Below are 25,455 nucleotides of genomic sequence, written 5' to 3'. Positions count from 1 at the left end.
GCTCATGATTAAAAAACTGGCTGCGGCATCCTGGTCGGACCGCATCTTCGATTTGGTTGTCTATCTCGCGATTACGGTGGTTACCGTCGCTACGCTGTATCCTTTTCTGAACGTGCTGGCGATCTCCTTCAATGACTCGACGGACAGCATCAAGGGCGGGATTACGATCTACCCCCGGATGTTCACCTTCAAGAATTATGAGACGATCTTCGCCTTCTCCGGACTGATTACCGGGTTCAAAATTTCGGTGCTGCGGACGATTATCGGGACCCTGCTCGGACTGGTCAGTGCCTCCATGCTGGCCTTCACCTTAAGCCGGGTGGACTTCCAGGCCCGCAAGTTCGTCTCTACCTTCCTGGCGCTGACGATGTACGTATCGGGAGGGCTGATCCCCTTTTACATTCTGATCAAAGATTTGCATATGATGGGCACCTTCGGCGTGTATGTTCTGCCCGGTCTGGTGAGCGCCTTCAATGTGTTCGTGATCCGCTCCTTCATCGACGGTCTGCCGTACGCTCTTCAGGAATCTGCCAAGCTGGACGGAGCCAATGACTTCACCATCTACTGGCGTGTCATTCTGCCGCTGACCAAGCCTGCGCTGGCAACCATCGCCCTGTTCCTGGCTGTCGGCCAGTGGAATGCCTGGATTGATACCTATCTGTATAACGGCTCGAAGGACTCGCTGACCACCCTGCAGTTCGAGCTGATGAAGGTCATTCAGAGCACTACGACCAATGCGGATAATTTCCGCGGTCGCAACATGACTGAGGTGATGGCCCAGATCTCCCCGGAATCGGTCAAAATGGCGATCACCATTGTCGTCACCGTACCCATTCTGGTGGTCTATCCGTTCCTGCAGCGCTATTTCGTTAAAGGCATGACGCTGGGTTCGGTCAAAAGCTAAGCTGCTTAAGCGGTATCTTCAGGCTGCGGCCTGTGAATACAATATGATTCTACCAGACAAAGGGAGGGTTTCAATTCATGACAAGAAAGACGGCGAAACCGGTTGTGGCGCTGATGGTGCTGACCTTGCTGCTCAGTGTGCTGGCAGGCTGCGGCGGGGGCAATAATAACGGCAACAAGAATACGGCTGAGAATACCGGGGCCAAGGCCACGAACAGCGGCAATGCCACGGCAACAGCTGAGGCTACGGCGGCGGCTGAGGACCTAAGTCCCCTGACACTCTCCTTCTTCGCGGAAGATCCCAATCCGAACTGGAACAATATGAAGGATGAGGTCAGTACCGTCATTACACAAAAGACAGGCGTCACCCTCGATGCCGAATTCGCTGTCGGTGATCCGCAGCAGAAGATTGCCCTCATTGCAGCGGGCGGGGATTATCCCGACATTATCTCTGCTAAAGGCGACATCGGGAAGCTGGTGGATGCCGGCGCGGTCCTGGATCTCACCGATCTGATCGATAAGCATGCCCCTAACATTAAGCGCGTGCTCGGCGATAATCTGGCCCGGGCCAAGTACACGAATGAAGACCAGTCGATCTACGCTATCCCAACCTGGGCAGCCGTGGATGAGAAGAAATTCGTAGCGGGCGGCGGCTTCGAGCTGCAGCACCGGGTCGTGAAGGAAGCCGGTTACCCGGAGATCCGCACGGTGAAGGATTATGAGAACGTAATTAAAGCCTATCTGGAGAAGCATCCGACCGATGAGAACGGCAACAAAAACATCGGCGTCTCCCTGAATGCAGATGACTGGCATATGTATATTTCCGTAACCAACCCTGCGGTTGCGACAACCGGCGGCTCCGATGACGGTGAATATTTCATCGATCAGGAGACTCATGAAGCAATCTATCATTTCCGCCGGCCTGAAGAGAAGGAATACTTCCGCTGGCTGAACCACATGAACGATATCGGCCTGCTTGATAAGGAGAGCTTCGTTCAGAAATACGACCAGTACAAAGCCAAAGTAGCGACTGGACGCGTGCTTGGCCTGATTGACCAGGACTGGGATTACAACGACGCGCAGCAAGCGCTCAAAGCCGCTGGCAAATTCGATCAGACTTACGGACACTATCCGGTCACCTTGACAGAAGAATACAAGGAAACCAGCTTCTGGCCTACCGGCTTCATGGGCGGCTACGGCATCTCCATCTCCACCACCAACCCCGATCCTGTGCGGACGATCAAGTTCCTGGATTACCTGGCCTCCGATGAAGGTCAGATCCTGAACAACTGGGGTGTTGAAGGCAAGCACTATAAAGTGGAGAACGGCAAACGCGTAGTTCCTGCCGAGGTTCAAGACCGCATTAATAACGACAACACCGCCTTCACGAAGGAAACGGGCATTGGCTTCTACTGGAACATGATGGTTCACTATGGTGACGGTGCCAAGGATTCTACGGGCAACTACTACACCAAGAACTTCCCTGAGCAGCTGGTGCTGGGCTATAGCGATGTTGAGAAAGAGACGCTGGCAGCCTACAAAGCTACGACCTGGAAGGATCTGTTCCCGAAAGAGGAAGAATTCAAGGAGAAAGCCTACGGCGCAGCCTGGAACATTTCAATTCCCGGTGAGGATGAAGTCTCCATTCTGGGCAATAAAATGAAGGATATTACGTGGAAGCGCATCCCGCAAGCGATTCTGGCCAAACCGGCTGAATTCGATAAAATCTGGGATGATTACATGGCCGATCTGGAAAAAGCCGGCGTGAAGAAAATGGAAGCTGGCTATACCAAGTATGTGCAGGACCGTGTGGAGCTGTGGACTAGCAAATAAGATTCCATAAACCTTGATCAAAAAATCTTAGTAATAGGGTAGTCGCTACTGCGGAGATTTTGGACTTCCGGTCGCTGTTGTCTCCAGATTTCCTGATTTAGACCGCTGGTTGCGGTAGAAATCCGGAGACAAAGGCGGACGCTAACGCTCCTACAGTTCCAAAATCTCCTCCGTCGCTCCTTCCTATTGACTAAAGTTTGTAGTTCAACCTATATTCCATTGCAGAAGGGCACCCGTGCAGAATAGCACGGGTGTTGTTTGCTGTGCTAGGATGCTGTAGTCGCTGGAACGATCGCAACTGCATTTTATACAACAGAATGCTGGAAGAAGGGCTTCGAAATACAATCTAGCTATGCAGCTCGTGATAAGTTTTGTTAATCATATCGGTGTATATGGAAGGTGAGTAATCCCTGACCTGATCATAGGCGAATTGGGACAGGCGTAGTGCTTCCTCCTTCATCCCCCGGCGCATACAGATCTGTGCGCGGTAAGCATAAGCTGTCAACAGGTTGGCGCGGTCAAGCGGGTGGTAGACCTGATCCCCCGGCTCGGCCTTGGACAGGCTGATCAGCGCTTCATCGTCCTGGCCGAGATGAACCCGGGCGATGCCGCACATGAGCTGGACGCTGGATGCATACGGTTCATCCTCCAGCGGATACTGCTCCGCCAGCGAGAGAACCTTACTGTATTCTCCCTTAGCTACCGCGAGTCTGATCTCTCCGATCTCCACCAGCTTCAGTGAATCTTGTGATTCAGTGAATTCTGCGAATGCCCGGGCCTTCTTCATGGCTTCCTCTGCCGCCAAGGTCTCTCCTTCGGTCAGCGCCAGAATCCCAAGCACCCGGTACAGATGATCCGTCATATAGTAGATTCCCTCTTCCCGCGACACCTGAAGCGCCGACAGCGCCGCCGCACGGCTTCCCGCATAGTCCCCCAGGGCAGACAAGCTAATGCTCTCTGCATAATGAAGATCGATTTCAAAGATAAAATCATTCCCCACCTTATTATCCTCGTACTCCTTACGGACCCGGCGGATCAGCTCCAGCCCTTCCGCGTATCTGCTCTGTGCGAAATTCAGGGCATAGGAAATATACTGCACCTTCGCCCGTTCCACGAATAAGCCGAAGCGTTCATAGATCAGCGCTGCCCGCGCAAGCTCCGCTTCCCCGCCTCCGGCGCCTGTATAGAAAAGGGAGCTTACATAGAACTCCAGCAGACGCGCAGCGTCAATCGTCATCGGAAGCGTACGCTCCGTTAGCGGCTGGAGCCGCTGGATGACCTCTCTGTAATTCTTCGCCTTAAACTCCGCCTCCATCTCCCGGACAAGCGGAGCCAGCTCCGCCTCCTCCTCGCCTTCAAGGAAGTAGCCCGGATCAACGCCCAGCCGGCCGGCCAGAACCTGCAAGCTGTTCATTGAGGGCAAGGCCCGGCCATTCTCGATTTGACTCAGCATGCTCTTGGTCATATGGTCTCCGGCGAGGTCCGTCTGCGTAAGCCCCTTAGCCTTGCGCAGTTGCTTGACTTTCTCTCCGATGGTTTGTTTGGTGGTCATCTGCTTGCCAACTTTCCAGGTAGCTTTTCTTTTCAGTATAGCTTACCTATACCCTAAGAGAAAGCTGGAAATACCTTAAAGTTAAATTATATTAAACTTTTTGTTGCATTTCTGAACTTTCACTCATACAATAAGTTTAATTAAATTTAACTTTTGACCAAGGGAGTGCTAGTATGTCTCAAATAACATCCGAAACCCATGATAAGACAGCGACTAACCGTAACATATTCCTCTTCTTCGGCAGCAAACTGGTCTCTGTTCTCGGCTCCAGTATGTACACCTTCGTAGCCGGTCTGTACATTCTGAACGAGACCGGTTCCGGGAGCAGCTTCGCTGTTACACTGCTGTGCGGTCTTCTGCCCGGCATCCTGATGTCCCCCTTCGCCGGTGTGCTCGCCGACAGAGTCAGCCGCCGCAGGCTGCTGATCGGCTCGGATCTGGCGAGTGCCCTGATTATGTCCCTGGCCTTCCTGTTTGCCGCGCTGGAAGGAATGTCCGTATGGCCTATCTATCTGTCACTCATTCTATTATCTATCTGCTCTATCTTCTATAGTATCTCTGTCTCCTCCTCGATGATGATGCTTGTAGACAGCGGCTCCGTCCAGCGGGCCGGATCACTGAATCAGATTGCCGGATCGGCTGGCCACCTGCTGGCTCCGATTCTCGCCGGCCTGTTGTATGCCTTTCTCCCGCTACAGGATTTCATGCTGTTGAATGCGGCAGGCTTCACCGTTTCGACTGTGATGGGCTGCATGCTGAAGTACAAGCCGATTCCGCGGCTTCAAGCTGCCAGTGAACCCGCCGAAGCCGCAGGTCCCCGGCCGCTCTTCGAACGTCTGGGCACTGCTGTTAACGGGGTCCGCACGAATCTGCAGGAAGGCTTCGCTTATGTGATCCGCCGTCCGGTCCTCCGTTCCCTGATGGGGATTGTGTTCTGGATTAATTTCTTCGTTGTCGCCCTGAATGTTGTGCTGCCCTATGTTGCAGTACAGACGCTGGGACTCTCCTCAAGGCAATATGGGGTCCTCGAAGCGATGCTGGCAGCAGGCGTACTATTGATGTCGCTGCTGCTTGCTATACTTCCCCAGAGCAAGAGTCCGGTGAAGCCGATCCTCGGAGGCTTAAGCGCGCTGGGAGTGTTATTCCTCGCACTGGCGGTTCCGCTGCTGCTGCATTTCACCCCGAATGCCACCTTCCTTCTCTTCCTGCCGCTGCTGGTCCTTATCGGCATCATGATTATGTTCATTAACATTCCGATTCAGGTCTATCTGCAGCAGACCACCGAGGAAGAGTACCGTGGACGCGTATTCGGGCTGGTGGAGGGCATCGCCGGTTCCATCGCTCCGCTCGGAATGCTGCTCTATGGAGTCCTCCTCGACCGGATTCCCGGCTCGTTCATTCTGCTCGGCTCCGGTGCAGCTATTCTGGCGGTCACGCTGGCCGGACGGAGAGGCCTCATCCGCAGCGGTGCCGCTGATCAACAGGTTGCCCAGGGGAAGACAGAGCAGGCGGGAGCCTGAATGTCTGAATTGACCATAGCTGGCAAGCTGTCCAATTGATACGCTTAACGCAGCAGAATCTACTCAAGGAGGCGGAACGTTATATGCACGCGCACCACAGACAGACGCTGGAGAAGCTGGCGGAGAAGCTGGAGCAAGACCCTTCTTGTCTGGCGGCAATCACCAGCGGATCTGTAGCCAAGGGGACCGCCAGCGAGACCTCGGATGTGGATGTACATCTGGTCTTCACCGATGAAGCCTATGCGGAATATGAGCGGAACAACAGGCTCTCCTACGTGGACCGGGAAGTCAGCACCTATGAAGGCGGATATGCCGATATCAAGGTGATCAACCGACGGTTTCTGGAGCTTGCCGCCCGGCGGGGCAATGAGCCAACGAGGTATGCTTTTACCGGTGCAGAGGTGCTATTCTCCAGAATTCCGGAGCTGGGTGAGCTGGTGGCCCGGATTCCCGTCTACCCCGAGGAGAACCGCGAGCGTAATTTGCGGGAATTCTGCGCTCAGATCTACCTGTACGGGCTGTATTTCGCCAAGGAAGCGGGCCAAAAAAATGACGCCTACCTGCTCGCTCATACGGCGGGCCAACTGGTGTTTTTTAGCGGACGGATGATTCTGGCGTATAACCGCCTGCTTTTTCCAAGCCACAAAGGGCTGCTGGATGCTGTCGATGCTGCCGAAGCCCAGCCGAAGAATTTCCGTACGCTGGCAACAGAGCTGCTGCAATCGCCCAGTGCACATAAGAGTGTGCGCTTCGCCGCGAAGATGCTGACTTTCTATAATCATGGCTTGTCCTTCGAGCAGGCGCTCGGGATCTATGTGCTGAACAACGAGCGTGCCTGGATGGACCAGTCCCTTTCCTTACAGGACCGCTAGTGCAGCGTCAGAATTAATTTATGGATTGGATCAGTAAAGCGGAACTATATAGTGGAACAGCAAATAGCGCCCCCCACAAAGGGAGTCGCTATTTGCTGTTGCTGGAAATTGCTGCTGTCAATGGTCTCACTCTGCTGGCGCTATTACTATAGTGGAAGCATCTCAGAGACCCGGCGCCGCTGCGCTTCGGCCATGATCAGGGACTGCAGCTGCACCCGTTCCCAGGTAGCGTCAAGGTCCTCGGCCTGTTGACCGCCCATGATTGCTGCAAAAGCCTCCAGCTGGCCCACATAATAGTTCAGCGGGGCGAATTCGCATAGGGTGGTGCGGTTGTCCGGCAGATCATGCCGGATTTTGAGCTTGTAGAACCCCTTGACCGGCCGGAAGAAATCCGGGACCGTCAGCACGGTATGGTCGAAATACAGGGTATGCGAGGCCCGGAATGGCAACTCGAAGGAAGTGAGACACTCAGCCCTCAGCCCGTTCTTGAATTGCAGCGCCGCCTGAAAGGTCCAATCGCAGCCATCCGGCCCGTCAAAGGCCGACTGCGCCAATATCTCCTCCGGCTGAAGACCGGCAAGGGTCTGCACGAACTGCAGCCAGTAGCAGCCCAGATCGGCAAAAGCACCTCCGCCCTTCCCCCTGACACTCCGGTAATTGCCGGCATGCCCGTTCTTGGCAGGAACGGAGATTCGGGTACTGATTCTGCGCAGCGCACCGAATTCGCCCGAATCGACGATGCCCTTCAGCGCCTGCTGCCAGGGGTGACAGGCAATCATCAGACCCTCGGCCAGCTTCGGGGCAGCAGGGTTATTCTTCGCCAGCCTTAACTGCTCCGCTTCTTCAGGATGCAGACAAATCGGCTTTTCCACCAAGACATGCTTGCCCGCGTTCAAGGCCCGGATCGCCCACTGCGCATGAAGCTCATTGCTGAGCGCAATATACACCCCGTCCAGCTCATCAAGCTCCAGCAGCTCATCCAGACTACCCGCCACATTGGGAATCTGGTACGCTTCCGCCATGGCCTCCGCTTTCGCCAAGGTACGGTTGGCAATCGCCGTGATCTTCACCTTGTCCACGACCCGAGCCGGCTCCAGCATCGCTGGAACAGCAATATTCGAGGCGCCCAGAATGCCGAGCTTATAGCTTGGCTCCTCTACCACACTGCTCATATCTGCGCCAGCGCAGCATAGGTGTTGAGGTATAGCACATTACATTTGGAGCAGGCCGGGGACAAGCCTTCGTCCATAATCCGCCGCAGCCGGTCATATCGCGCAGAATTCCATATGTCTGTCAGCGTCAGATCCTTCACATTGCCAATAGCCAGCTCCCCAAAAAATTTACAGGCGCTCACCATGCCATTCGGGGCAATATCCACCCGGGTACTGAGCGCCAGACATTTCGACGTACTGCGGGATTTCATCGGCTTCCCGGCTACGAAGTCATCAATCTCATCAAAGTCCAGCCCCGGCTGATAGCGGATTCGGGTATTGTGCCAGGTGTTACTGTTAATCCGCCGCAGGTCATCGGTCAGTCTGGTGATATTCTCCGGCTGGATATGGTATTTGAACGCGTGCCAGCTGCTCCGGTGATCCGGTGGAAGCTCGGCCAGCCACTGGAAGTGTTCATCGTAGAAGCGGTCCATCGCAAGACTGGTGTCTTCCGAGATATACCAGGGGAAGCAGAGCAGAACCAGATCCACACCCTTTTGTTCAAAAAACTCCACCAGCTCATATAATCTCCCGATCATATTGTCGTTGATCACATTATGCACCGAGATCCGGCCGCGGAAGCGGCCCTGCTCGCGCAGCTCCAGCAAACGGTCAACGGCGTCGATGACCTTCTGGAACGAATTCTTGCCGCGCAGGAAATCATGCTCCTCCTGGAACCCCTCGATCGGGATCAGCAGCTCCAGATTGTCCGAGATGGCACACAGCTCCTCTTCGAACTTAGGGATCATATAGGCATTGGTGCAGATGGTCGTGTCCCGGGGATGCTCCTTCAGCAGCTCCAGAATCTCCTTGGCCTGCCGGTGAAACAGCGGCTCCCCTCCCCATAAATACAGGCGGGACTGCGCTTCATCCGTCTCCTCCAGCAGCCTCTGGATCATTCCCAGATCCATATCCAGATTCTGCTCAGCGGTATCCATATCATGATGGTAGCCGTCTTCATTCCATTGATAGCAATGCTTGCAGCGCAGATTACAGCGGTTGGTCAGCTTGAGGGACATAATCTCGGGCATCACCGTCTTGAAGCCGGGATCATGCTTGCGTTCCCGGTGCGGAACCACCACATTCTTGATTGTACGTTTCAATGCCTCAAAGGACTGCTCGTCCAGGCTCACTCTACTGGTAGGTTGCATTAGCTTCTCCCTCCTGCTGTGGATAATTGTCCGGCATAGCTTGCCGCATAGTCCGGGTATTGACCTCTGGCGGCTCTGAGGTTATCCGCCCGCTTGCGAAGTTCATCATAATCATATCCTGACGCGGCCCACTCCCCGTAAGTGATGCCGTAACCAAGCCCCACCCACAGATCACTGTTGATCTTCTCGTGCGGGCCGAAAGGGTCGAGCAGCACCAGCGGTGTACCCGAAGCCAGGGAATCAATCAAAGCGCCGCCGCCCGGCTTGCTAATGACTGCGGAAGCCTGCCGGATGACTCCGTACATCCCCTCCCCGTAGCTCTCGCAGGGCGGAAAATGCCCGGTCCGGTTACCCGTTACCTCTGCAAACGGCGGGAAGGTATATTGCCCGCTGCCGTCCTTCGTCCAGGTGCGCCACTGCGGATCATTCATATAATAACGTCTGCCGCGGACAGCCCCGCCAATCTCCTGAATGCTGTAAGCGGCGATATCCAACTCGTACCCCGCCGTCTCCAGCGCATCAAACTTCTCGCGGAAGGTTCCGATTCCCCAGCCGCCCCCATGAACGACCAGCCGTCCGTTCCGGGCCGCAGCAGGCAGTGCTTCCGCAGGTCCGGCATCGATGCTGCACAGAATCTCCTGCTTCCCGGGATCATACAGGCTTACTTCATGGTAGCCTTCCGCGTAACCCGGATTCAGTTTGCGGAGATTCTTCCACGATGGCGACAGGTCAGCGTCGATATACAGCAAATCGGCATATACAGTCATACCTGCCATCTCACGGTACCTGTCCATGACATGTACCCAGTGCCCGGACAAGACGATGAAGCGCTGCCGTTCCTCTTGCTTCCATTGCTCCAGCAATTGTTCAACGGCTGCAGGGTCAAGGCTGCTTCTTATATCGGACGGTATTTTCTGTGAGGTCAGGGCGACAGCAAAGCTCTGCTGGTATGCCCTGCGGCTGTTGTCTGTCTGCTCCTTTTTGTGGTCAGGCATTAAGGCCTCAAACACCTCAACCTCTGCCTGAAGGCCCATCGCTGTGAACTTCCGTTCCAGCAGCAGACCAGGGACATAGAAGCCCAAGCCAAAGCCTGAGCATAGAATCGTCACGGTGTTATTCATTGGAGGATTCCTTTCTTTATCGCAGGATAGTATAGCCTGTGCGCATGAGAGACTCGTCCAGCGTACGGATGAGGCTCTGCTTGCTGTCTTCACTCCGGTAAGTCAGGGCCGCATACAGCTTGCCCTTCGTGGAACCGGCAGCACGGGCGGGGTCCAGCGGCTGGAGCGCGCTTGAGGTCAAGGGCATCACACCTTCACCTGCCTCCAGCGAGAATAAAATCCCCGTCTCCTCCATCCGCTCCAGCAGCTCCTCATAATGAACTTTGCCCATAGCCGCCAGCGGCACCTGTATCAGACAAGTGTGCATGCCCTCCTGCTTGAACCGGCGGTCCACATGATGCTTAATCAGACTCATCGACTTGCGGGCATTGATCTCGACGAGAGGCGCCAGGCTTCCGTCACGCAGCTGCATCGAATCGACACATACTTCACCGTAATATCCGTCAGAGTACAGCTCCCGGCCTATGCTGTGCATGGTCTCCCAGTAGCCTTCCTTGTCCAGCTTGTCCAGCAGAGACGGATGCGGGGAGTGGGATTCGCCGAAGGCGAAGCCCTGGTTCACCAGCTGCTGAACCGACAGCAGATTGATCCGGCCTTCCGGATCAATCTGAAACTGGCAGGAGAAGTCTGTCTCCCGGTCCAGCAGAGGCTCAAGGACAAACCGGATTCTTTTGCCCTGATTGCGGCTCGACTCCAGATACCCGGCCATCCGGCGCAGCATACGCTCGGAATCCACCAGCTGATTTCCTTTACCGGATACCCCATACTCGTCCTTGATCAGGAAGGCCCCCTTCTCCAGCAGCGCTTGTCCCGCTTGCAGCAGCTCCTCCAGACTGTGGACCACTACCGCAATATTCGGCAGCCCGAGCCGGTCCCGCATGGCTGTAGAATAGCTCTTGGTATTCACTGCCCGTACAATCGCTTCATCAGGCAACGTGGGCAAAAGCTTGTACCGGCTAACCGCCTCCTGTGTCCCGGGAAGCACAGCGAAGGGCTCCAGCAGCGCTCCTTCCGGGATTAAGCGGTCCGGCTCCTGCCCGGCGTCCATCCGGCCCAGCAGTTCAAATACATTCAGCGCCGCCTGTGCGGGAGCAGACTCCTCTGCCTCCAGACCGAGCTTATCCATATTAGTGCTGAATGCATATCCGAGCGATTGCAGATAGTCATATTGTGCCCGGTTCATCCCCTGGCGGGTTAAGAGAACATCGCCGCTCCCGCAGAAGACAAACAGCATTTCATCCATCGCCTGTACGATAGCCAGCGCCTTCGCATCAGGAATGGCCGGCAAGGAGGCCAGATCCTCCTCCCGCCAGTACCGCTCCGACTCCAGGCTGCCGCAGTGCACAGCGTTCCTCATTGTACGGCAAGCCCGGCGACATAAGCGGAGAACCGGTCCACTGATTTCAGGTGCTCCAGATCAAAGGTGTCGAAATCTACCTCTATATTGAATTCATCCTCGACTCTCAGAATAAAATTAATGATCTGCAGGGAGTCAAGTGCGGCGTCCAGAGTCAGGTCAGAAGCTCCGCTGAGCGTCTGAAGCAAGCCTGGTTCCTCCTTGATTTCGGCGATAATCTCAATGACTTTCTGCTGCATGTGTCTACCCCTTTCAGGTTGCATAATTGGAATGAATAGGATGAATATACCAAATTTTAAGTTGTTAATATATGGTTGAATGCGCCAAAATATTGAGATATACTAGGGTGGATTCCAGTCATCCAACATAAGGAAGCAGGAAACGGAGGTTTGTTTATGGAAGCTTTTCCGCTATTTACGGGGGACTATTTATTCGACTCCTGTTCGCCCGTACAAATGCTCCTGACTCAAAAAACGGTCACTTCCGTACGTCATCAGCACGACTTCGTAGAGCTGGCCTACGTGGTTCAAGGGACAGGCATTCATCTGGCTGGCGAAGATAAAATGCAGGTAATGCAGGGGGATGTGCTCGTGATTCCGCCGGGGGTGTCCCATGTCTTTCATCCTCAGGATCTGAGCGGCGCGGAGCCGCTGCTGATCCTGAGTTGTATGCTAAGGCCCGGGCTTGGCAGGATGCTCAGCGAGCTGCCGGGGCCCTTGTCCGAAGAGGTCCGCAGGCCGCTGCTGAAGCTTCTGGAGGTGCGGCAATGGTTCGGATACAGGGAGAAGAACAAGGAAATTCTCTTCCTGCTCGGGCGGCTGCAGGGGATGCTGAATTCTGGCCTGCTCATGGATGAGCAGCGGCTATACCCGCCGCTGCTGGAGCTGGCGAAGCTGATTATGCCCGCAGCAGACGTCCCCTTCACCAGGCGCCCGGAGCCTCAGTATGACCCGCTGCATGATGTCATCCTATATATGATCAGCAACTATAGTGAGCGGATCACGCTGAATGAGATGAGCGGGCAGCTGGCGATGAGCTCCCGCCAGTTCCAGCGGCTGCTCAAGAATAAGACCGGCAGATCCTACATCCAGATCTTCCAGGAGATACGGATGAAATACAGCTGCATCCTGCTCCTGTTCACGAAGCTTGGCGTGCAGTCCGTGGCCCTTAAGGTCGGCATTTACGACATGAAATATTTCTACCGGCTCTTCCGCGAATTCAGCGGCATGACTCCCGCTTCTTATCGCAACCGGCTGCACAGCCACTCCAGCTCGGCGAAGGAGATGATAAGCAGTGTTGAACATTGCTCCTGTTAAGAGTACCCCATACCCTAAGCTGCGCAGCTGCATTGATGATTGCATCCAGTCTGTAGCGCAGTGGCAGGGCCTGGACAGCAAAGGCATGTACGGCGATGCCTGGCAGATGTTCCTGGATGAGCCGCAAGCCCCGGATCAGCCGCTGATTGAGCGGATCCGTCTGCCCCGGATCAATACCGGCTATTTGTCCGCGTACCATGGCCTTACCTTCAGTTATATAGAACGCACTGAACCGGCAATGGATAGAAGCCACATGCTTGACCTGCTGGAGAATCAGCTGTCCTCCGGCATGCCGGTTCTGGTCGGCTTCGATTCCTATGACTGTCCCTGGTGTGTAGTATACCGCAGGCTGCATACGAACCACGCCTGTCTTGCCGTGGGTCTGGACCGGGAGAAGAGCCTGATCTATCTGACGGATGCCTACTATGGCAGGGATCTTGAAGCGATAGATTTCGGCATCCTTGAAGGGGCCTGTCATTTCTATGCTTTATTCGGGCGGTGTGAAGTCTCCCGTTCCTGCTCCGACTGGCAGACCATCCTTCAGGAGGTACTTACCAGCCAAGCCCCGCTGGTTCGTCCGGATCAGGTGGGCGTCCAGCTCAGAGCGTATGCCCAGGCCTATCTGGAGACCGGGATTAAGGCTGATAACTCAGCCGAAGCCAGTTCAGCCTTCAAAATCTATGCCAACGCCCTGCCGATCAGCCGGATCCGGTTCAGCCAATTCCTGCAGCTGCTGGAGCGCGAAGGCCCGGCGCCTGCTCTCTCCCGGGCAGCTGAAGGCTACCGTCAGGCAGGCGAGAAGTGGGATCTGATCAATCAGTTCATGATTAAGGGGATGTACTCGGGCAACAAGCCCGCCGCGCGGGTGAAGCTTCACAGGAATATGTGTGAGATCATCCGCTTAGAGGAGCAGCTTCTGGAGGAGCTGGTAGATTTGACGATGACGACGCAGCCTAGCAGATAGATTATCGTGTGAACCCTTGGTGTGTGATTGGTTATACAAAGAAGCAGCGGCCCCCAACCGGGAGCCGCTGCTCTACTTGTGTCACACTATCCTGTTATTCTGCTACTTGCGTACCGAGAGGACGAACCGCTCCAGCGCGCTTATATCCGTAATGCTCTGATTGCAGCCCTGATTATCCATACATACGTACTGGCCCACGGAAGCAAAATTATCTGCCGCCGCCAGCTCCGGCTTGGTCTTGACGGTCAGGAAGGCAAGCTCCTGCTGCCGGTTGCAGAACAGGCAGTAGCCCTTCTTATGCACAGGCAGCATCCGGCCTTCCACACCAATGAACTGCCCTTCATGCGGATAGACGATGAACAGCTTGTTTGTGGCGATGTCCACCCAGGCCAGATACGTGACATAGCGGAAATCAAATGACTGCAGGTCAGGCAGCTTCATCTTTTTACTCTTGGGAAACAGCTTCTGAATCTGCTTCAGTGTAATCGGCGGAAACGGCTCCAGATAAGGCTCCAGCCCGCTGGTATACTGCTGGAAGTCCTCGGCCTTCTCGAAGGTGGAGATTGCCCGCAGCATCTGCTCCTGCCCCTCGGTCAGTGAGGCGAAAGCCCCCGTCACGTTGAGCTCGGCGCTGTATCTTACGGTCTCCAGGACACGGCGGTCCGCTACCGAACGCAGTGTTTTCAGCACAAAATCCGCTTGTTTCTTAATATAATTATATTGATGGTTTCTAATAAATGTTGGTTTCACAGCTCTTCAGCCCCTTATTATGATTGATTACAGCAATAAGGTGCAGAGCCTGCGATTAGAAACGATAATATCTGTTTGGGCGATCAAGATTGTCCTGCCGCACCCCACGCAAAGTATCGCCCCGGATCAGGCTCTGCATGAGGACTCCCTAGCTAATGAGCAATTCGTTGCCATCCGTGTAACCCCCTATCAACTAACCTGACAAAAGTATAGCAGGAAATTACGGACGGAACAATTCCAACAGTGTACACAGCAGAGTGCCTGAAGGGATGGCGGCGGCATGGCGTAGCTATTTTATAGCAGGAGTGTATTAAAAGATTCCGCATCCAGATCCAGCTTGTAATGCGTGCCGTCATTCGAGAGGGTAACCGTCCGCGATTCCTTGAACGGATTGGCAATGACGAGAACCCGTCTGCCCTCCGGCGTCTCGAAGGCGACTGCATTTCCGGTCCATTTGCCCTTGAGTCCGATTCTGCTGGAGCCGGGACCCACGAAATGGGCGAAATGCTTCATGACATAGAATTCGGGATTATGCACTGCCTGAACGCCGCCCGGGTCTACAGTAATCATAGAGTTCTGTTCCCATCCCCACGTACTGCGCCCCTTAGGCAGCAACACCATATTCCAGTAGATATACGCGTTCACGCCGTTAGTGAAATAATGCTGATACAGGTTGAATACATATTTGGCATAGAACCAGGTATTCTCCCCGTCCCCGCACTCATTCTCCGTCTGCATATAACGCAGTTCAGGATAGGACTGTACCGTACGCTGGATGCCGTATTTACCTGCCCACTGGTATCCGACTCCATTCACATACTTATAAGCTTCAGGATCACTTAATACCGTATGGGCATAGGCATCGAAGCTGCTGTCCTTCTTCTTCATCCACTCGTCCCAAGGCTCCGGCGCGTTGATTGTACCCAGCCAGATCTCCGTACCCAGTCCATGCTGTTCAAAAGCCGGCCCCAGATAATCACGGATGAATTCACGGAGTTGTTCGCCCGTCCACACGCAGGAAGGGAATTTCTGATCGGCCACCACCTCGTTCTGCACATGCACCTGATGAATAGTAATTCCCTCTTCGGCATACGCCTGGACGAACTTCACGAAGTAGAGCGCATAAGCCTCCAGAATATCCTTCTCCCAGCGCAAGGTGCCGTAATTGTAGGCGCGCGGGAATTTCATCCACGTGGGCGGACTCCAGGGGGAGGCGAATAATTTCAGCTCCGGGTTCAGCTTGAGGGCTTCGCGGATATAGGGGATCAGAAGCCTCCGGTCCCGCTCTATGGAGAAATGCTCCATGGCGTAATCGCCGTCGGTCTCATTCAGGCTGTACCATTCCAGGGCATAGTCGCTGGCCCCGATTGGCAGGCGGCAAATGCTGAACCGCTGATCCCCTTCCGGGTGAAACAGCGAATGCAGTACAGCGCTTCTGTCTTCATCCGCGAGGAGGTTCAGCGCCTCGAACCCCAGCTCATTGAAGCATCCGCCGAACCCTTCGATATTCTGATGCAATTGTCCGGTGAACGCCAGATCCACTGCTTCTGCAGTGGTGGCTTCCAGGGGATGGGATACCCAAGGCTCATTTTCTGTACTCGATATCCATACTTGTCCTGTAACGTCCACGCTTCTGCCTCCTAATGCTATTAGTTAACTAATAATCATAACGCCCCAAGCATCAAGCGTCAGTTCTTCATCCTGCGCCACCGCATTGCCGGACAACAGCTCCTGACCCGCCTCATGCGGATAATGGAAGCTGAGCGGCTGGGCTGAGTAGTTATAGTAGTAGCGGATGGTGCTTCCCTGGCGGTTCACACCGGACTTCACGATGAGCGGGAACGACAGCTGCTGGTCCGCTCCCCATAATCCGGCCGTTTGGAGCGTATCGCGCAGGATCTCCGCAAGTGCGGCAGGTCCGGTCATGCAGCCGATGTAGGTGGCTGTTCCTTCGCCGAAGGTATTTCTGGTGACCGCCGCATATTCGCCCCACTGGGGATGATCGTAGCTGGCCAGCACCTCCGCTGAACCGGGAACAATCATCTCCATCCAGGTGCGGACGGTGTGAACGCCTGCTTCGGCTCCCTCAGGGAACAGCTTGCCGGTAAGTCCCGTAACCGCATTCGGTGTGGCAAAATGACTGTAAGCAATCCCGCAGGCCTCATGAATGATCCCGGGTTGTGCGGTATGACGAACCTTCACCTGTTCATCGGTGAACCCGCTCTTGAAGGAATAGACTACATGGCCGCCGCTGCGGACGTAGTCATTCAACTGCTGCAGCGCTTCATCGGAGACGGCGTATAACGCAGGAACCACGACCAGCTCATACTCGCTTAGGCGCGGGCTGCCCGGCTGGATGAAATCGCAGGCGATGTTCATTTTATATAATTCATCGTACATCCAGCGGACCACATCGTTGTAGTTGAGACCGCCGGGAAGCTTGAACCAGTCGATCGCCGACAGCGCCTCATTGCTGACCATAACAGCCACCTTACTGGTCTTCTTCAGTCCGATCAGCTGGTCGCTTAACCGCTTGAAGTCCGCGCCGATAGTCATAGCTTCCTTATATACCGGGTTAGGCAGGAAGTCATGGCTGAGCAGCCCCTTCCAGTAGGTCTCGAAGGAGTTATGAATCGAATGCCAATGCCAGTAAGCGACCATCGAAGCCCCTGAGCCCAGATGGCTGAATGCCAGCTGCCGCAGCTGGCCGGGATACGGCGTCCACTCCGGGAACGCCTGTGCCTGCGTCTCCAGCACGAAGTAATTATCCTGCTTCAGCGAGCGGATCAGATCTCCCCCGAAGGCAATCTCGGCACCGGTCAGCTAGTCCTGGGAGGGATGATAAATATCTGTACCGGCAATGTCAAAAGGCTGCGAAGCCGCAAAATGATCTACCGAAGGCTGAACACCGAAGGAATAGCCCCGCCACTCGAAATCGAAGTTATGCGTGGTGAACTGCCCCGGCTGCTTATACTCATTCACAATTCCGACCTGCCACGCCAGGAACTCATTCACCAGCCCCCGCTGGAACCGGGCGAATTCCGCCCCCAGACTGCCGTTGATCGTCCCAACCATGGACGGGAAGTCCTCCCAGCTGTCGATCCGGTTACTCCAGTAATCCAGACCGAACTGGTGGTTGATGGCTTCGAGCGTTCCATAAGTCTCCCTCATGTATTTGACGAATCTAAGCTGGACGTTCGTCCCGGCCGTCTCATAATGCTTGGTCTCATTATCGATCTGGTAGCCGATCACCGCCGGATGCTTATGTACCACAGCCATCAGCTTGCGGATGATCCGCTCCGAGTAGAACAGATACGCCGGACTGGTGATATCCATAATCTGTCTGGCACCATATTTGCCTTCCCCGTTCACGGTGACCGCCAGCACCTCCGGGTGCTCCTTGACCATCCAGGCCGGAACCGCATAGGTAGGTGTTCCTACAATGACATGAATTCCGGCCTCATGCATCGCATCCAGCACTCTACGTACAGAGGAGAAGTCGAATACCCCGTTCTGCGGCTCATGTGTGCTCCAGGTGGATTCGGCAATCCGGACGGTATTAATGCCCGCATCCTTCATCATTTGGATGTCCTGCGCAAGACGGTCATAAGGCATGTATTCATCATAATAAGCAACGCCGTATAACAAGTGATCCATTATAGTCCTCCTGAAAGTTTTGATAGCATTTTACACGATAAGTTTAGCCTTTTACCGCGCCCGCTGTCACGCCCTTGGTAATCTGTTCGTTGAAGATGGCATAGATAACAATGGCCGGGATCGATGTCAGCACCATGACCGCAAATTGTGAGCCGTAGTCTGAGGAATACTGGCCGGCGAAGTTCATGACGGAGAAGGGCAGCGTCTTCAGCGCATCCTTGCTGAGGAAGGTCGATGCCATAATGAATTCATTCCAGCAGTTCAGGAACGTTGTAACGATAACCGTCACCAGCGCAGGCGCGGTAAGCGGCGCGATGATCTGGAAGACAATCCGGTAAATGTTCGCGCCGTCTACTACCGCGGACTCTTCCATTGCTTTTGGAATGCTCCGCATGAAGCCGGTCAGGATGAAGGTCCCCAGCGGCACAGACACTGCGGTGTATGGCAGAATCAGCCCCAGATAGGAATTCGTCAAGCCCAGCGCCTTGAAGATGGCGAAGTTAGGCAGCAGGGTCGCATGAATCGGAATCATAATCCCCAGCAGGATAATGGTGAAGAAGACAGGGCGCAGCTTCCACTGCATACGGGTGAAGGCATAGCCGAGGGTAAGGGACAGAATCACCGTTAACAGAATAGTTACTGAGGTCACGAAGGCACTGTTAATGAAGTAGCGCAGGAATTTGCCGTCCACCCAGGCATTGATATAGTTCTGCCACTGGGGATCACTCGGCCATTTCAGGACGCTGGAGGAGTAGAATTCATTGCTGCTGAGGAATGAGAAATCTACCAGCCAGATGAGCGGGAACAGCTGAACCAGGGCGACGATCAGGAAGAACACCCATAGTATGGTTTTTGTGCTTTTTGTCATGGTGAGTCCTCCTTAGAATTCCGTCGCATCACTGCGGGTCAGTTTGTTGCTGAGATAGGTGGCAAGCAGGCAGACAATGATGAACAGAATCGAGATGGCGTTGGCATAACCATATTGGCTTGCCGAGAACGCCTTGTTATAGAGATACACGGCCAGGAATTGGGTGGAATCGCCGGGACCGCCGTTAGTGGTCAGGAACACCGTTTCCATCTGTTTCAAGGCGGTAATCATAGCCAAAGTAATCTGCACCGTAATAACCGGTGACAGCAGCGGAACGGTAATCCGCCAGTGCAATCGGAAGCCGGAGGCTCCGTCCAGTGAAGCGGCTTCATACATATCATCGGGAATGCCTTTGAGTCCTGCATAATAGAACAGCAATCCCCAGCCGAAGCCGGCCCAGATCAGGATGAACAGCATGGAGATCAGCGCGGTGCTGCTATCCCCCAGCCAAGCGTGCTTAAGGAAGCCGAGTCCCAGAGAATCCAGCATTTTGTTGAAGGCCCCGAAGGTCGGGTCCAGCAGGGACAGCCACATTTTCGAGATGACGACTACAGATATTACGCATGGGATGAAGAAAATCGTTCTAAACCACTTCTCTGCCTTCCCGCCCAGACGGTCCAGCATAATGGCAAAAAAGATGGCAATCGGATGTTGGATCAGGATAAAGCCCAAACCGAGCAACACGGCATTTCTAAGCGCCAGCCAGAACCGCGAATCGTGAAACAGCAGCTCTGTATAGTTGGCGAATCCGATGAATGCCGAGGGCGTTCCCGGAGACAAAGTGTCTCTGAACGAGTAATAGGCGCTGAGTACAATCGGTACAAGAAAGGTTAGGGCGAACAGGAGAATCCCCGGAAAGACGAACAGAAAGATTGCCATTTTGTTGTTGAATACTTTTTGCATGGAACTCCAACTCCATCCTTAAGATTAGAGAGGGGCAAGAATGCTTCCCGCCCCGTCTCCTTTCACTCTCTATAGTGGTGATCTGTTATTGTGTTTCCGCAGCCTTCTGAAGATCGGCCAGCAGCTGCTGCGGCGTTGATCCGCCGGCAAAGAATTTGCCAAAGGCATTCTGTGCATCATCCTTGAACTTAGGCGTTCCGGAGTCAAGAGCAATGGAGCCCGCTGTGCTGGTTGCACCGGTCAGAACCTCGGTCAGCTGCTTCTGCAGCTCGCTCTCTTTACCGGACAGCTCATACTTCTGCGCCGGTACAGCTGCTCCGGTATCCCATACAATCTTGGCCCATTGATCGGCGGACATCATATAGTCAAAGAACTTCTTGGCTTCTTCAGGATGCTTCGAGCTGCTGACCAGTGAATATCCTCCGCCGTTCCAGGCCAAAAGATCGGTGTCCTTACCTTTGCCCCCTTCAACAACCGGGAATTTCAGCACATTCACATTGTTGCGGAAATCTTCAGGCAGCTTGTCATTGGTAGCCATTCCCGCTTCCCAGGAGCCCATGTACCACATGGCTGCACGGCCCTGAGTGAACAGGTTCTGCGATGCGCCGTAATCTGCTGTCATGAACGATTCCTGGAACAGCTTGGTGTCTCTGGCCTGGGCCAGCAGCTCAGCAGCCTTCGTGAAGTTCTCATCGCCAGTGAAATTCTTCTTCTTCGCTACCGCATCCAGCATCAGGTTCTGATCGCCGGTGAGGCGTACGACAAGATCCTGGAAGAAGGCCGCGAAGCTCCACAGGTCCTTACCGTTCATCGACATCGGCTCAATGCCTTTGGCGCGGAACTGCTTGCCCGCTTCCAGCAGCTCGGCATAGGTGGAAGGAATCTTGATACCGTTGTCATCGAACAGCTTTTTGTTATAATAGATCACTTCATAGTCACTGTTGCGGGGCAAGCCGTAGAGCTTGTCGTTAAAGGTGAATGATTTGTACACGCCCGGCAGGAATTTGTAAGTATCTCCTTCGTATTCCGCAGGGTTCAGCTCTTTCACATAGCCGGCTTGTACCAGCGTATTCAGCTCTGCTCCGCCGTGAACCATGGTCACATCCAGCGCTTCGTTGGAGGCCATGTACGCCTTCAGCTTGTTTTTGAACGGCTCCTCGGCAAGGGTTTCGATATCGATCTTGACATTGGGGTTCGCTTTGATATAGTTGTCGATTACCATTTGCTCTGCCAGACCCTGGCCCGATTTACGGTCGGGAAGGTTCGAGAACAGACGCAGCGTTACTTCCTTGTCCGCAGAGCCGGCTGTGCCGCCGTTCGTGCCGCTGCCTGCATTATTGTTCTTGTCATTGCCGCCTCCGCATGCGCTGAGCACCGAGACTGCCGCAAGGGCCGTAACCAGCAGTATATTACGTGTGGATTTTGAATTCATAGCCATGTCATTTCCCCCTAATTGTTATGGATCGTGGGTTGCCTTCTTTGTTTCTGAACACATCGTACCAGAGCACCAGAGCCAGGGTCAGTAGAGAAAAAGAGAGTAAAGTTGAAAATTGTCGACTTCAATCGTCAGCTCCCTTGTGTATACCCGGCATTACGCATAAGATAAAAAACAAAAAGGTTAGTGATCCTGTGCTGCGCTACTACTTGAATATGAACCTGCGATACAAGATAACCATACTGATCTTCCTGCTGATTACAGGGGTGGCCTGCACGCTGGGCGCTTACTCCTATAAGATCTCCAAGCAGCAGATTATCAATAAGGTGAGCAATTCCAACCAGAGTGTGCTCAAGCAGATTGACAGTAATCTCGCCCGTATGCAAAAGACGTTAGCCGACTGGGTCACCGTATTCAGCCTCGCTCCAGTCGTCCAGGACACTCTGAGGAGCAATACCCCGGATTCGGCGAAGATCGAGAACCAGCTCTATAACGGACCCACCGCGTCGATCATGAACCAGATGCTGGTGACCGGAAGCTTCGACTATCTGGCTCTGTATGGCAGCTTGTCCGAGCCGCTGTTTCAGGTCGCTACCGATGACAGCAGCGGTGCGTATAGTTTGAGCAAAATTACCTCAAATGATACTTATAAACAGACCGTTGCCTTAAACGGTGCCTCCTACTGGTTCCCGCTGACGGAAGAGAATAATGTATTCATTCAGAGCAACCGCAATGACAAGCTCGGCATGACCCGGATTATCCGCGATATTGTGAACGGGAACCGGATCGGCTTTGTATTCGTCGGCATTAATCTGGAGACCATCCGCCGAACCTATCTGACGAATCTGTATGACAAGGATCACGGCATCCTCATTCTGAGTGAACAGGGCGCACAGCTGCTGTCGGCAGGCAAAGAGACCTACAGCCCCGAAGCCGTAGACTTCGTGATGAAGCAAGCCAAGGCCGGCATTCTGTCCGGCAACACCATCGTCAGCCTGGAGGGCAAGGATACGCTGCTGAATTACAACATCAACGAGGATGGCTGGATCACTCTGTACAGTGTTCCACTGCGTTCGCTGACCCAAGAGCTTAATTCCATCAAATCGGCAGTGCTTGTGATGGTATTAGCCAGCCTGGTGCTGAGCATTCCTCTGCTGATGTTCTTCTCCTCCTTCCTGACCGCGCCGATCAAGACGCTGCTGCTGTCCATGCGGCGCTTCCAGAACGGGCAGTTCGAGGAGAAGGTGGAGATCAAATATTGGGATGAGATCGGCCAGCTGAGCCGGGGCTACAATAATATGGTCGGCAACATCAAAGCGCTTGTGGACGATGCCTATCTGCTGAAGCTGAAGGAGCAGGAGGCAGAGCTGAAGGCACTGCAATCGCAGATCAACCCCCATTTTCTCTACAACATGCTCGACACGATCTTCTGGGAAGCGGAGGCGGCAGGACAGGACAAAATCAGCGAGATGGTGATCAACCTCTCCCGGCTCTTCCGGTTAAGTCTGAATCAGGGCAAGAGCTTCACCAGCGTAGCCAAGGAAAAAGAGCTGATCGAGCTGTATCTGTCGCTCCAGAAGATGCGGTTCCAGGAATCTCTGGAGTATGTGATCGACATTCCTGAGGAGCTGTACGTCTATGTCATCCTGAAGCTCAGCCTGCAGCCGTTCATTGAGAACGCGCTGATCCACGGCATTGAACGCAAGCGCGGCGGCGGACGGGTAAGCATCAGCGGACAGCGGACCGGAGATCAGCTGAGGTTCGTGATTGAGGATAACGGGGGCGGAATGAGCAGCGAGACGCTGCAAAAGATTCTTGCCATGCCTGACGAGACAGATGTGTATACTGCCCGGGATGTCGGCGGCTATGCGGTGCAGAATGTACAGGCACGGCTGAAGCATTTTTATAAAGGTGACTATGCCTTGAACTATACCAGTGTCCCCGGAGAGGGAACTCGCGTGGAGATCGTAGTTCCGGTGATCGTAAATGACATGCAAGAATAAAAGAAGCCGGGGCGAATAAACAATACGAATACAGATCGGAGGGGATGTCCCTTGTATAATATGATTATTGTGGACGATGAGGAGCGGGCGCGGGTAGGCATAAGGACTCTGATTGACTGGCATTCGCACGGCATCCATATTGCAGGCGAAGCCAGAGACGGCCTGGAGGCACTTGAACTCCTGGATACTTATTCCGTCGATATCATGCTAACGGATATCCGGATGCCGCAAATGGACGGCCTGGAGTTAATCAAGGTTGTCTCGGAGAAATACCCCCGCGTCAAATCGGTCATTATGAGCGGATATGATGATTTCGCCTATGCCCAGCAAGCGATAAGATCCGGGGTCAGCAACTATCTGCTGAAGCCGAGCCGCCGTCAGGAGATTCTGAGTACGGTTCTGGCCATCACGGAGCAGATTCAATCCGAGAAGCTGGAGATTACCACGCTTGAGCATCTGCGGCAAGGCTTCCGGGAGAGTCTGCCCCTGCTGAAGGAGAAGACGTTAAGCCAGCTCATTCTCACTGAGAGCCCCGCGTATTCCCGGCTGCTGGCTAATCTGAAGATGAACCAGCTGGTTTTTCCCTATTTGCTGTACGGCATCATTCTGCTGCGGATCGACAATTTCCAGCTGCTGCATGAGAAGTATATGCATGAGGATACGGAGCTGCTGAAGTACGGGCTGAAGAATATTTGCGAGGAGTCGCTGCCGGAGGCTGTGCTATGCGTTGCCTTCGAGCATCAGGACGATATTGTGCTAATCCTTAATATGGACGAGCTGCCGGATCAGGAGGAATTAAGCGGTTATATCCGGATTATTCAGGAGAATATCGCCAGCTTCCTGAAATTCACCGTGTCCGCCGGGATCGGAAGTATCGACAAGAATATCGGGCATCTGCGCCATTCGTTCGTGGAGGCCTGCCAGGCCTTGAATACAACCAACTACACCGGCATCGCTAAAATCGTGGAGTACAGCGGAGAATTCGATGCCGAGTCCTCTCAATCCTCCTACCCCCTGCATGAGGAGCAGGAGGTGCTGAAGGCGGTACGCGGCGGTTCCCCCGCAGACATCGCCGATAAGCTGACGCTGTTCAACGTAGCCCTGCAGCCCGAGACGGTGTCCAGGGACCAGGTGATCAAATCGAGCTTCGCCCTGTTCTTCGCCCTGTATAAATTATGTATCGAGAACAATGTCAATGTAAATAAAGTCTTTGGGCAGAATCTGACCGAGCTGATCCATGTCCTGTCCCGCTCCAGTCTGGATAATCTGTTCCAGTCTCTGCTGGAGACGGCCCAGCGGGTGAGTGAGCATCTGACGTCCAAGAAGAACAGCAACAAGCTGCTCGAAGCGGCCAAGAGCTATATCGGCGAGCACTTCATGAAGGATATCAACCGCGAGATCGTCGCCAGGGAGATCTATATTACCCCGGGATATTTAAGCCTGCTGTTCAAGCAGCAGCTTAAGATCAGCTTCATCGATTATCTGCATAAGGTCCGCATCGAGCATGCCTGCCAGCTATTCAAAGATCCCGGAATGCGGATCGAGGATATCGCTCTGCAGTCCGGGTACAACGACACGAAATACTTCTACCAGGTATTCAAAAAGTATAAAGGGCTCACGCCCAATCAGTTCCGCAGCAATACGGAATAATGGATATTGTTCATACTGCCCGCCCTGCTCCCTGCACCGGATGCTTCATATGCGTGCAGGGGCTTGTGGCCGCACCCGGTCCAATTGTGTTCGGTTTTTAACATACATTTTGGTCCACGCGCCGCATCCAGGCCAATTGTAATCGGTTTTTCAATTACATTTGGTCCACGCGCCGCATCCAGGCCAATTGTAATCGGTTTTTCGATTACATTCGGTCCACTCGCCGCATCCAGGGCAATTGTAATCGGTTTTCCGATTACATTTGGTCCACGCGCCGCATCCAGGCCAATTGTGATCCGTTTTTCGATTACATTTGGTCCACGCGCCGCACCCGGTCCAATTGTGATCGGTTTTTAACATACATTTTGGTCCACGAGCCTCGAAAGGCC

19 protein-coding genes and 1 pseudogene are annotated in these 25,455 nt (G+C 54.0%); 8 read left to right on the top strand and 12 right to left on the bottom strand.

What is annotated here, in order from left to right:
* The first annotated feature begins 4 nt into the window (after positions 1 to 4).
* Positions 5 to 904 carry a carbohydrate ABC transporter permease gene (locus tag MKY96_RS06505; RefSeq protein ID WP_340939312.1) on the top strand — a complete coding sequence of 300 codons (900 nt, stop codon included), beginning with the start codon at positions 5 to 7 and terminating at the stop codon, positions 902 to 904.
* 77 nt (positions 905 to 981) lie between these two features.
* Positions 982 to 2,736 (top strand): ABC transporter substrate-binding protein, encoded by a 1,755-nt coding sequence (locus MKY96_RS06500; RefSeq protein WP_340939311.1) that lies wholly within the window; start codon positions 982 to 984, stop codon positions 2,734 to 2,736.
* Between the two features lie 346 nt (positions 2,737 to 3,082).
* Here MKY96_RS06500 and MKY96_RS06495 read toward each other — a convergent pair whose 3' ends face one another.
* The gene (locus MKY96_RS06495; RefSeq protein ID WP_340939310.1) at positions 3,083 to 4,288 is read right to left on the bottom strand and encodes a helix-turn-helix domain-containing protein; all 1,206 of its coding nucleotides are present in this window, start codon (positions 4,286 to 4,288) and stop codon (positions 3,083 to 3,085) included.
* A gap of 173 nt (positions 4,289 to 4,461) precedes the next feature.
* On the opposite strand from MKY96_RS06495, the gene MKY96_RS06490 reads away from it, so the two are divergent.
* Entirely contained in the window at positions 4,462 to 5,808 is a 1,347-nt protein-coding gene (locus tag MKY96_RS06490) for an MFS transporter (protein WP_340939309.1), read from the top strand.
* An 83-nt stretch (positions 5,809 to 5,891) separates the two neighbouring features.
* Positions 5,892 to 6,680 (top strand): nucleotidyltransferase domain-containing protein, encoded by a 789-nt coding sequence (locus tag MKY96_RS06485; protein ID WP_340939307.1) that lies wholly within the window; start codon positions 5,892 to 5,894, stop codon positions 6,678 to 6,680.
* A gap of 146 nt (positions 6,681 to 6,826) precedes the next feature.
* Here MKY96_RS06485 and MKY96_RS06480 read toward each other — a convergent pair whose 3' ends face one another.
* From MKY96_RS06480 to MKY96_RS06460, 5 genes are read right to left on the bottom strand one after another with little or no spacing between them, the layout of a single operon-like run.
* Entirely contained in the window at positions 6,827 to 7,852 is a 1,026-nt protein-coding gene (locus tag MKY96_RS06480) for a Gfo/Idh/MocA family protein (protein WP_340939305.1), read from the bottom strand.
* The gene (locus MKY96_RS06475) at positions 7,849 to 9,042 is read right to left on the bottom strand and encodes a radical SAM protein (protein WP_340939303.1); all 1,194 of its coding nucleotides are present in this window, start codon (positions 9,040 to 9,042) and stop codon (positions 7,849 to 7,851) included. Before MKY96_RS06475 ends, MKY96_RS06480 begins: the two co-directional genes overlap by 4 nt.
* On the bottom strand, positions 9,042 to 10,163 hold the full coding sequence (locus MKY96_RS06470) for a UDP-glucuronosyltransferase (protein ID WP_340939300.1): 1,122 nt from the start codon (positions 10,161 to 10,163) through the stop codon (positions 9,042 to 9,044). Before MKY96_RS06470 ends, MKY96_RS06475 begins: the two co-directional genes overlap by 1 nt.
* 16 nt (positions 10,164 to 10,179) lie before the next feature.
* On the bottom strand, positions 10,180 to 11,520 hold the full coding sequence (locus tag MKY96_RS06465; RefSeq protein ID WP_340939297.1) for a hypothetical protein: 1,341 nt from the start codon (positions 11,518 to 11,520) through the stop codon (positions 10,180 to 10,182).
* Complete coding sequence (locus MKY96_RS06460) at positions 11,517 to 11,759, bottom strand: acyl carrier protein (protein ID WP_340752608.1); 243 nt, start codon at positions 11,757 to 11,759, stop codon at positions 11,517 to 11,519. The genes MKY96_RS06465 and MKY96_RS06460 overlap by 4 nt, the downstream gene beginning before the upstream one ends.
* 156 nt (positions 11,760 to 11,915) lie before the next feature.
* On the opposite strand from MKY96_RS06460, the gene MKY96_RS06455 reads away from it, so the two are divergent.
* Complete coding sequence (locus MKY96_RS06455) at positions 11,916 to 12,836, top strand: AraC family transcriptional regulator (protein WP_340939295.1); 921 nt, start codon at positions 11,916 to 11,918, stop codon at positions 12,834 to 12,836.
* Positions 12,814 to 13,800 (top strand): hypothetical protein, encoded by a 987-nt coding sequence (locus MKY96_RS06450; protein ID WP_340939293.1) that lies wholly within the window; start codon positions 12,814 to 12,816, stop codon positions 13,798 to 13,800. The genes MKY96_RS06455 and MKY96_RS06450 overlap by 23 nt, the downstream gene beginning before the upstream one ends.
* A gap of 102 nt (positions 13,801 to 13,902) precedes the next feature.
* On the opposite strand, the gene MKY96_RS06445 is transcribed toward MKY96_RS06450, so the two are convergent.
* From MKY96_RS06445 to MKY96_RS06420, 6 genes and pseudogenes are all read right to left on the bottom strand, one after another.
* A complete protein-coding gene (locus tag MKY96_RS06445; protein WP_340939291.1) occupies positions 13,903 to 14,550 on the bottom strand; it encodes a FusB/FusC family EF-G-binding protein in 648 nt (215 codons plus the stop codon).
* A 294-nt stretch (positions 14,551 to 14,844) separates the two neighbouring features.
* A complete protein-coding gene (locus tag MKY96_RS06440; RefSeq protein WP_340944471.1) occupies positions 14,845 to 16,116 on the bottom strand; it encodes a glycoside hydrolase family 30 protein in 1,272 nt (423 codons plus the stop codon).
* An 87-nt stretch (positions 16,117 to 16,203) separates the two neighbouring features.
* Positions 16,204 to 18,207: pseudogene (locus tag MKY96_RS06435) on the bottom strand (beta-galactosidase).
* A gap of 43 nt (positions 18,208 to 18,250) precedes the next feature.
* Positions 18,251 to 19,075, bottom strand: a complete 825-nt coding sequence (locus MKY96_RS06430; RefSeq protein ID WP_340939289.1) for a carbohydrate ABC transporter permease — start codon at positions 19,073 to 19,075, stop codon at positions 18,251 to 18,253.
* Between the two features lie 12 nt (positions 19,076 to 19,087).
* On the bottom strand, positions 19,088 to 19,978 hold the full coding sequence (locus tag MKY96_RS06425; protein ID WP_340939286.1) for a carbohydrate ABC transporter permease: 891 nt from the start codon (positions 19,976 to 19,978) through the stop codon (positions 19,088 to 19,090).
* Between the two features lie 85 nt (positions 19,979 to 20,063).
* Complete coding sequence (locus MKY96_RS06420) at positions 20,064 to 21,416, bottom strand: ABC transporter substrate-binding protein (protein WP_340939284.1); 1,353 nt, start codon at positions 21,414 to 21,416, stop codon at positions 20,064 to 20,066.
* Between the two features lie 212 nt (positions 21,417 to 21,628).
* On the opposite strand from MKY96_RS06420, the gene MKY96_RS06415 reads away from it, so the two are divergent.
* Both MKY96_RS06415 and MKY96_RS06410 read left to right on the top strand, forming a co-directional pair.
* A complete protein-coding gene (locus tag MKY96_RS06415) occupies positions 21,629 to 23,416 on the top strand; it encodes a sensor histidine kinase (protein ID WP_340939283.1) in 1,788 nt (595 codons plus the stop codon).
* A 60-nt stretch (positions 23,417 to 23,476) separates the two neighbouring features.
* Positions 23,477 to 25,066 carry a response regulator gene (locus MKY96_RS06410; protein WP_340944469.1) on the top strand — a complete coding sequence of 530 codons (1,590 nt, stop codon included), beginning with the start codon at positions 23,477 to 23,479 and terminating at the stop codon, positions 25,064 to 25,066.
* Positions 25,067 to 25,455: the final 389 nt, after the last annotated feature.

Origin of the sequence: Paenibacillus sp. FSL R7-0302 (assembly GCF_038006885.1) — a bacterium.
Classification (GTDB): Bacteria; Bacillota; Bacilli; order Paenibacillales; family Paenibacillaceae; genus Paenibacillus_AQ.
The sequence above is the reverse complement of the archived record's forward strand: the minus strand, read 5'-3'. Positions and strand labels throughout refer to the sequence as shown.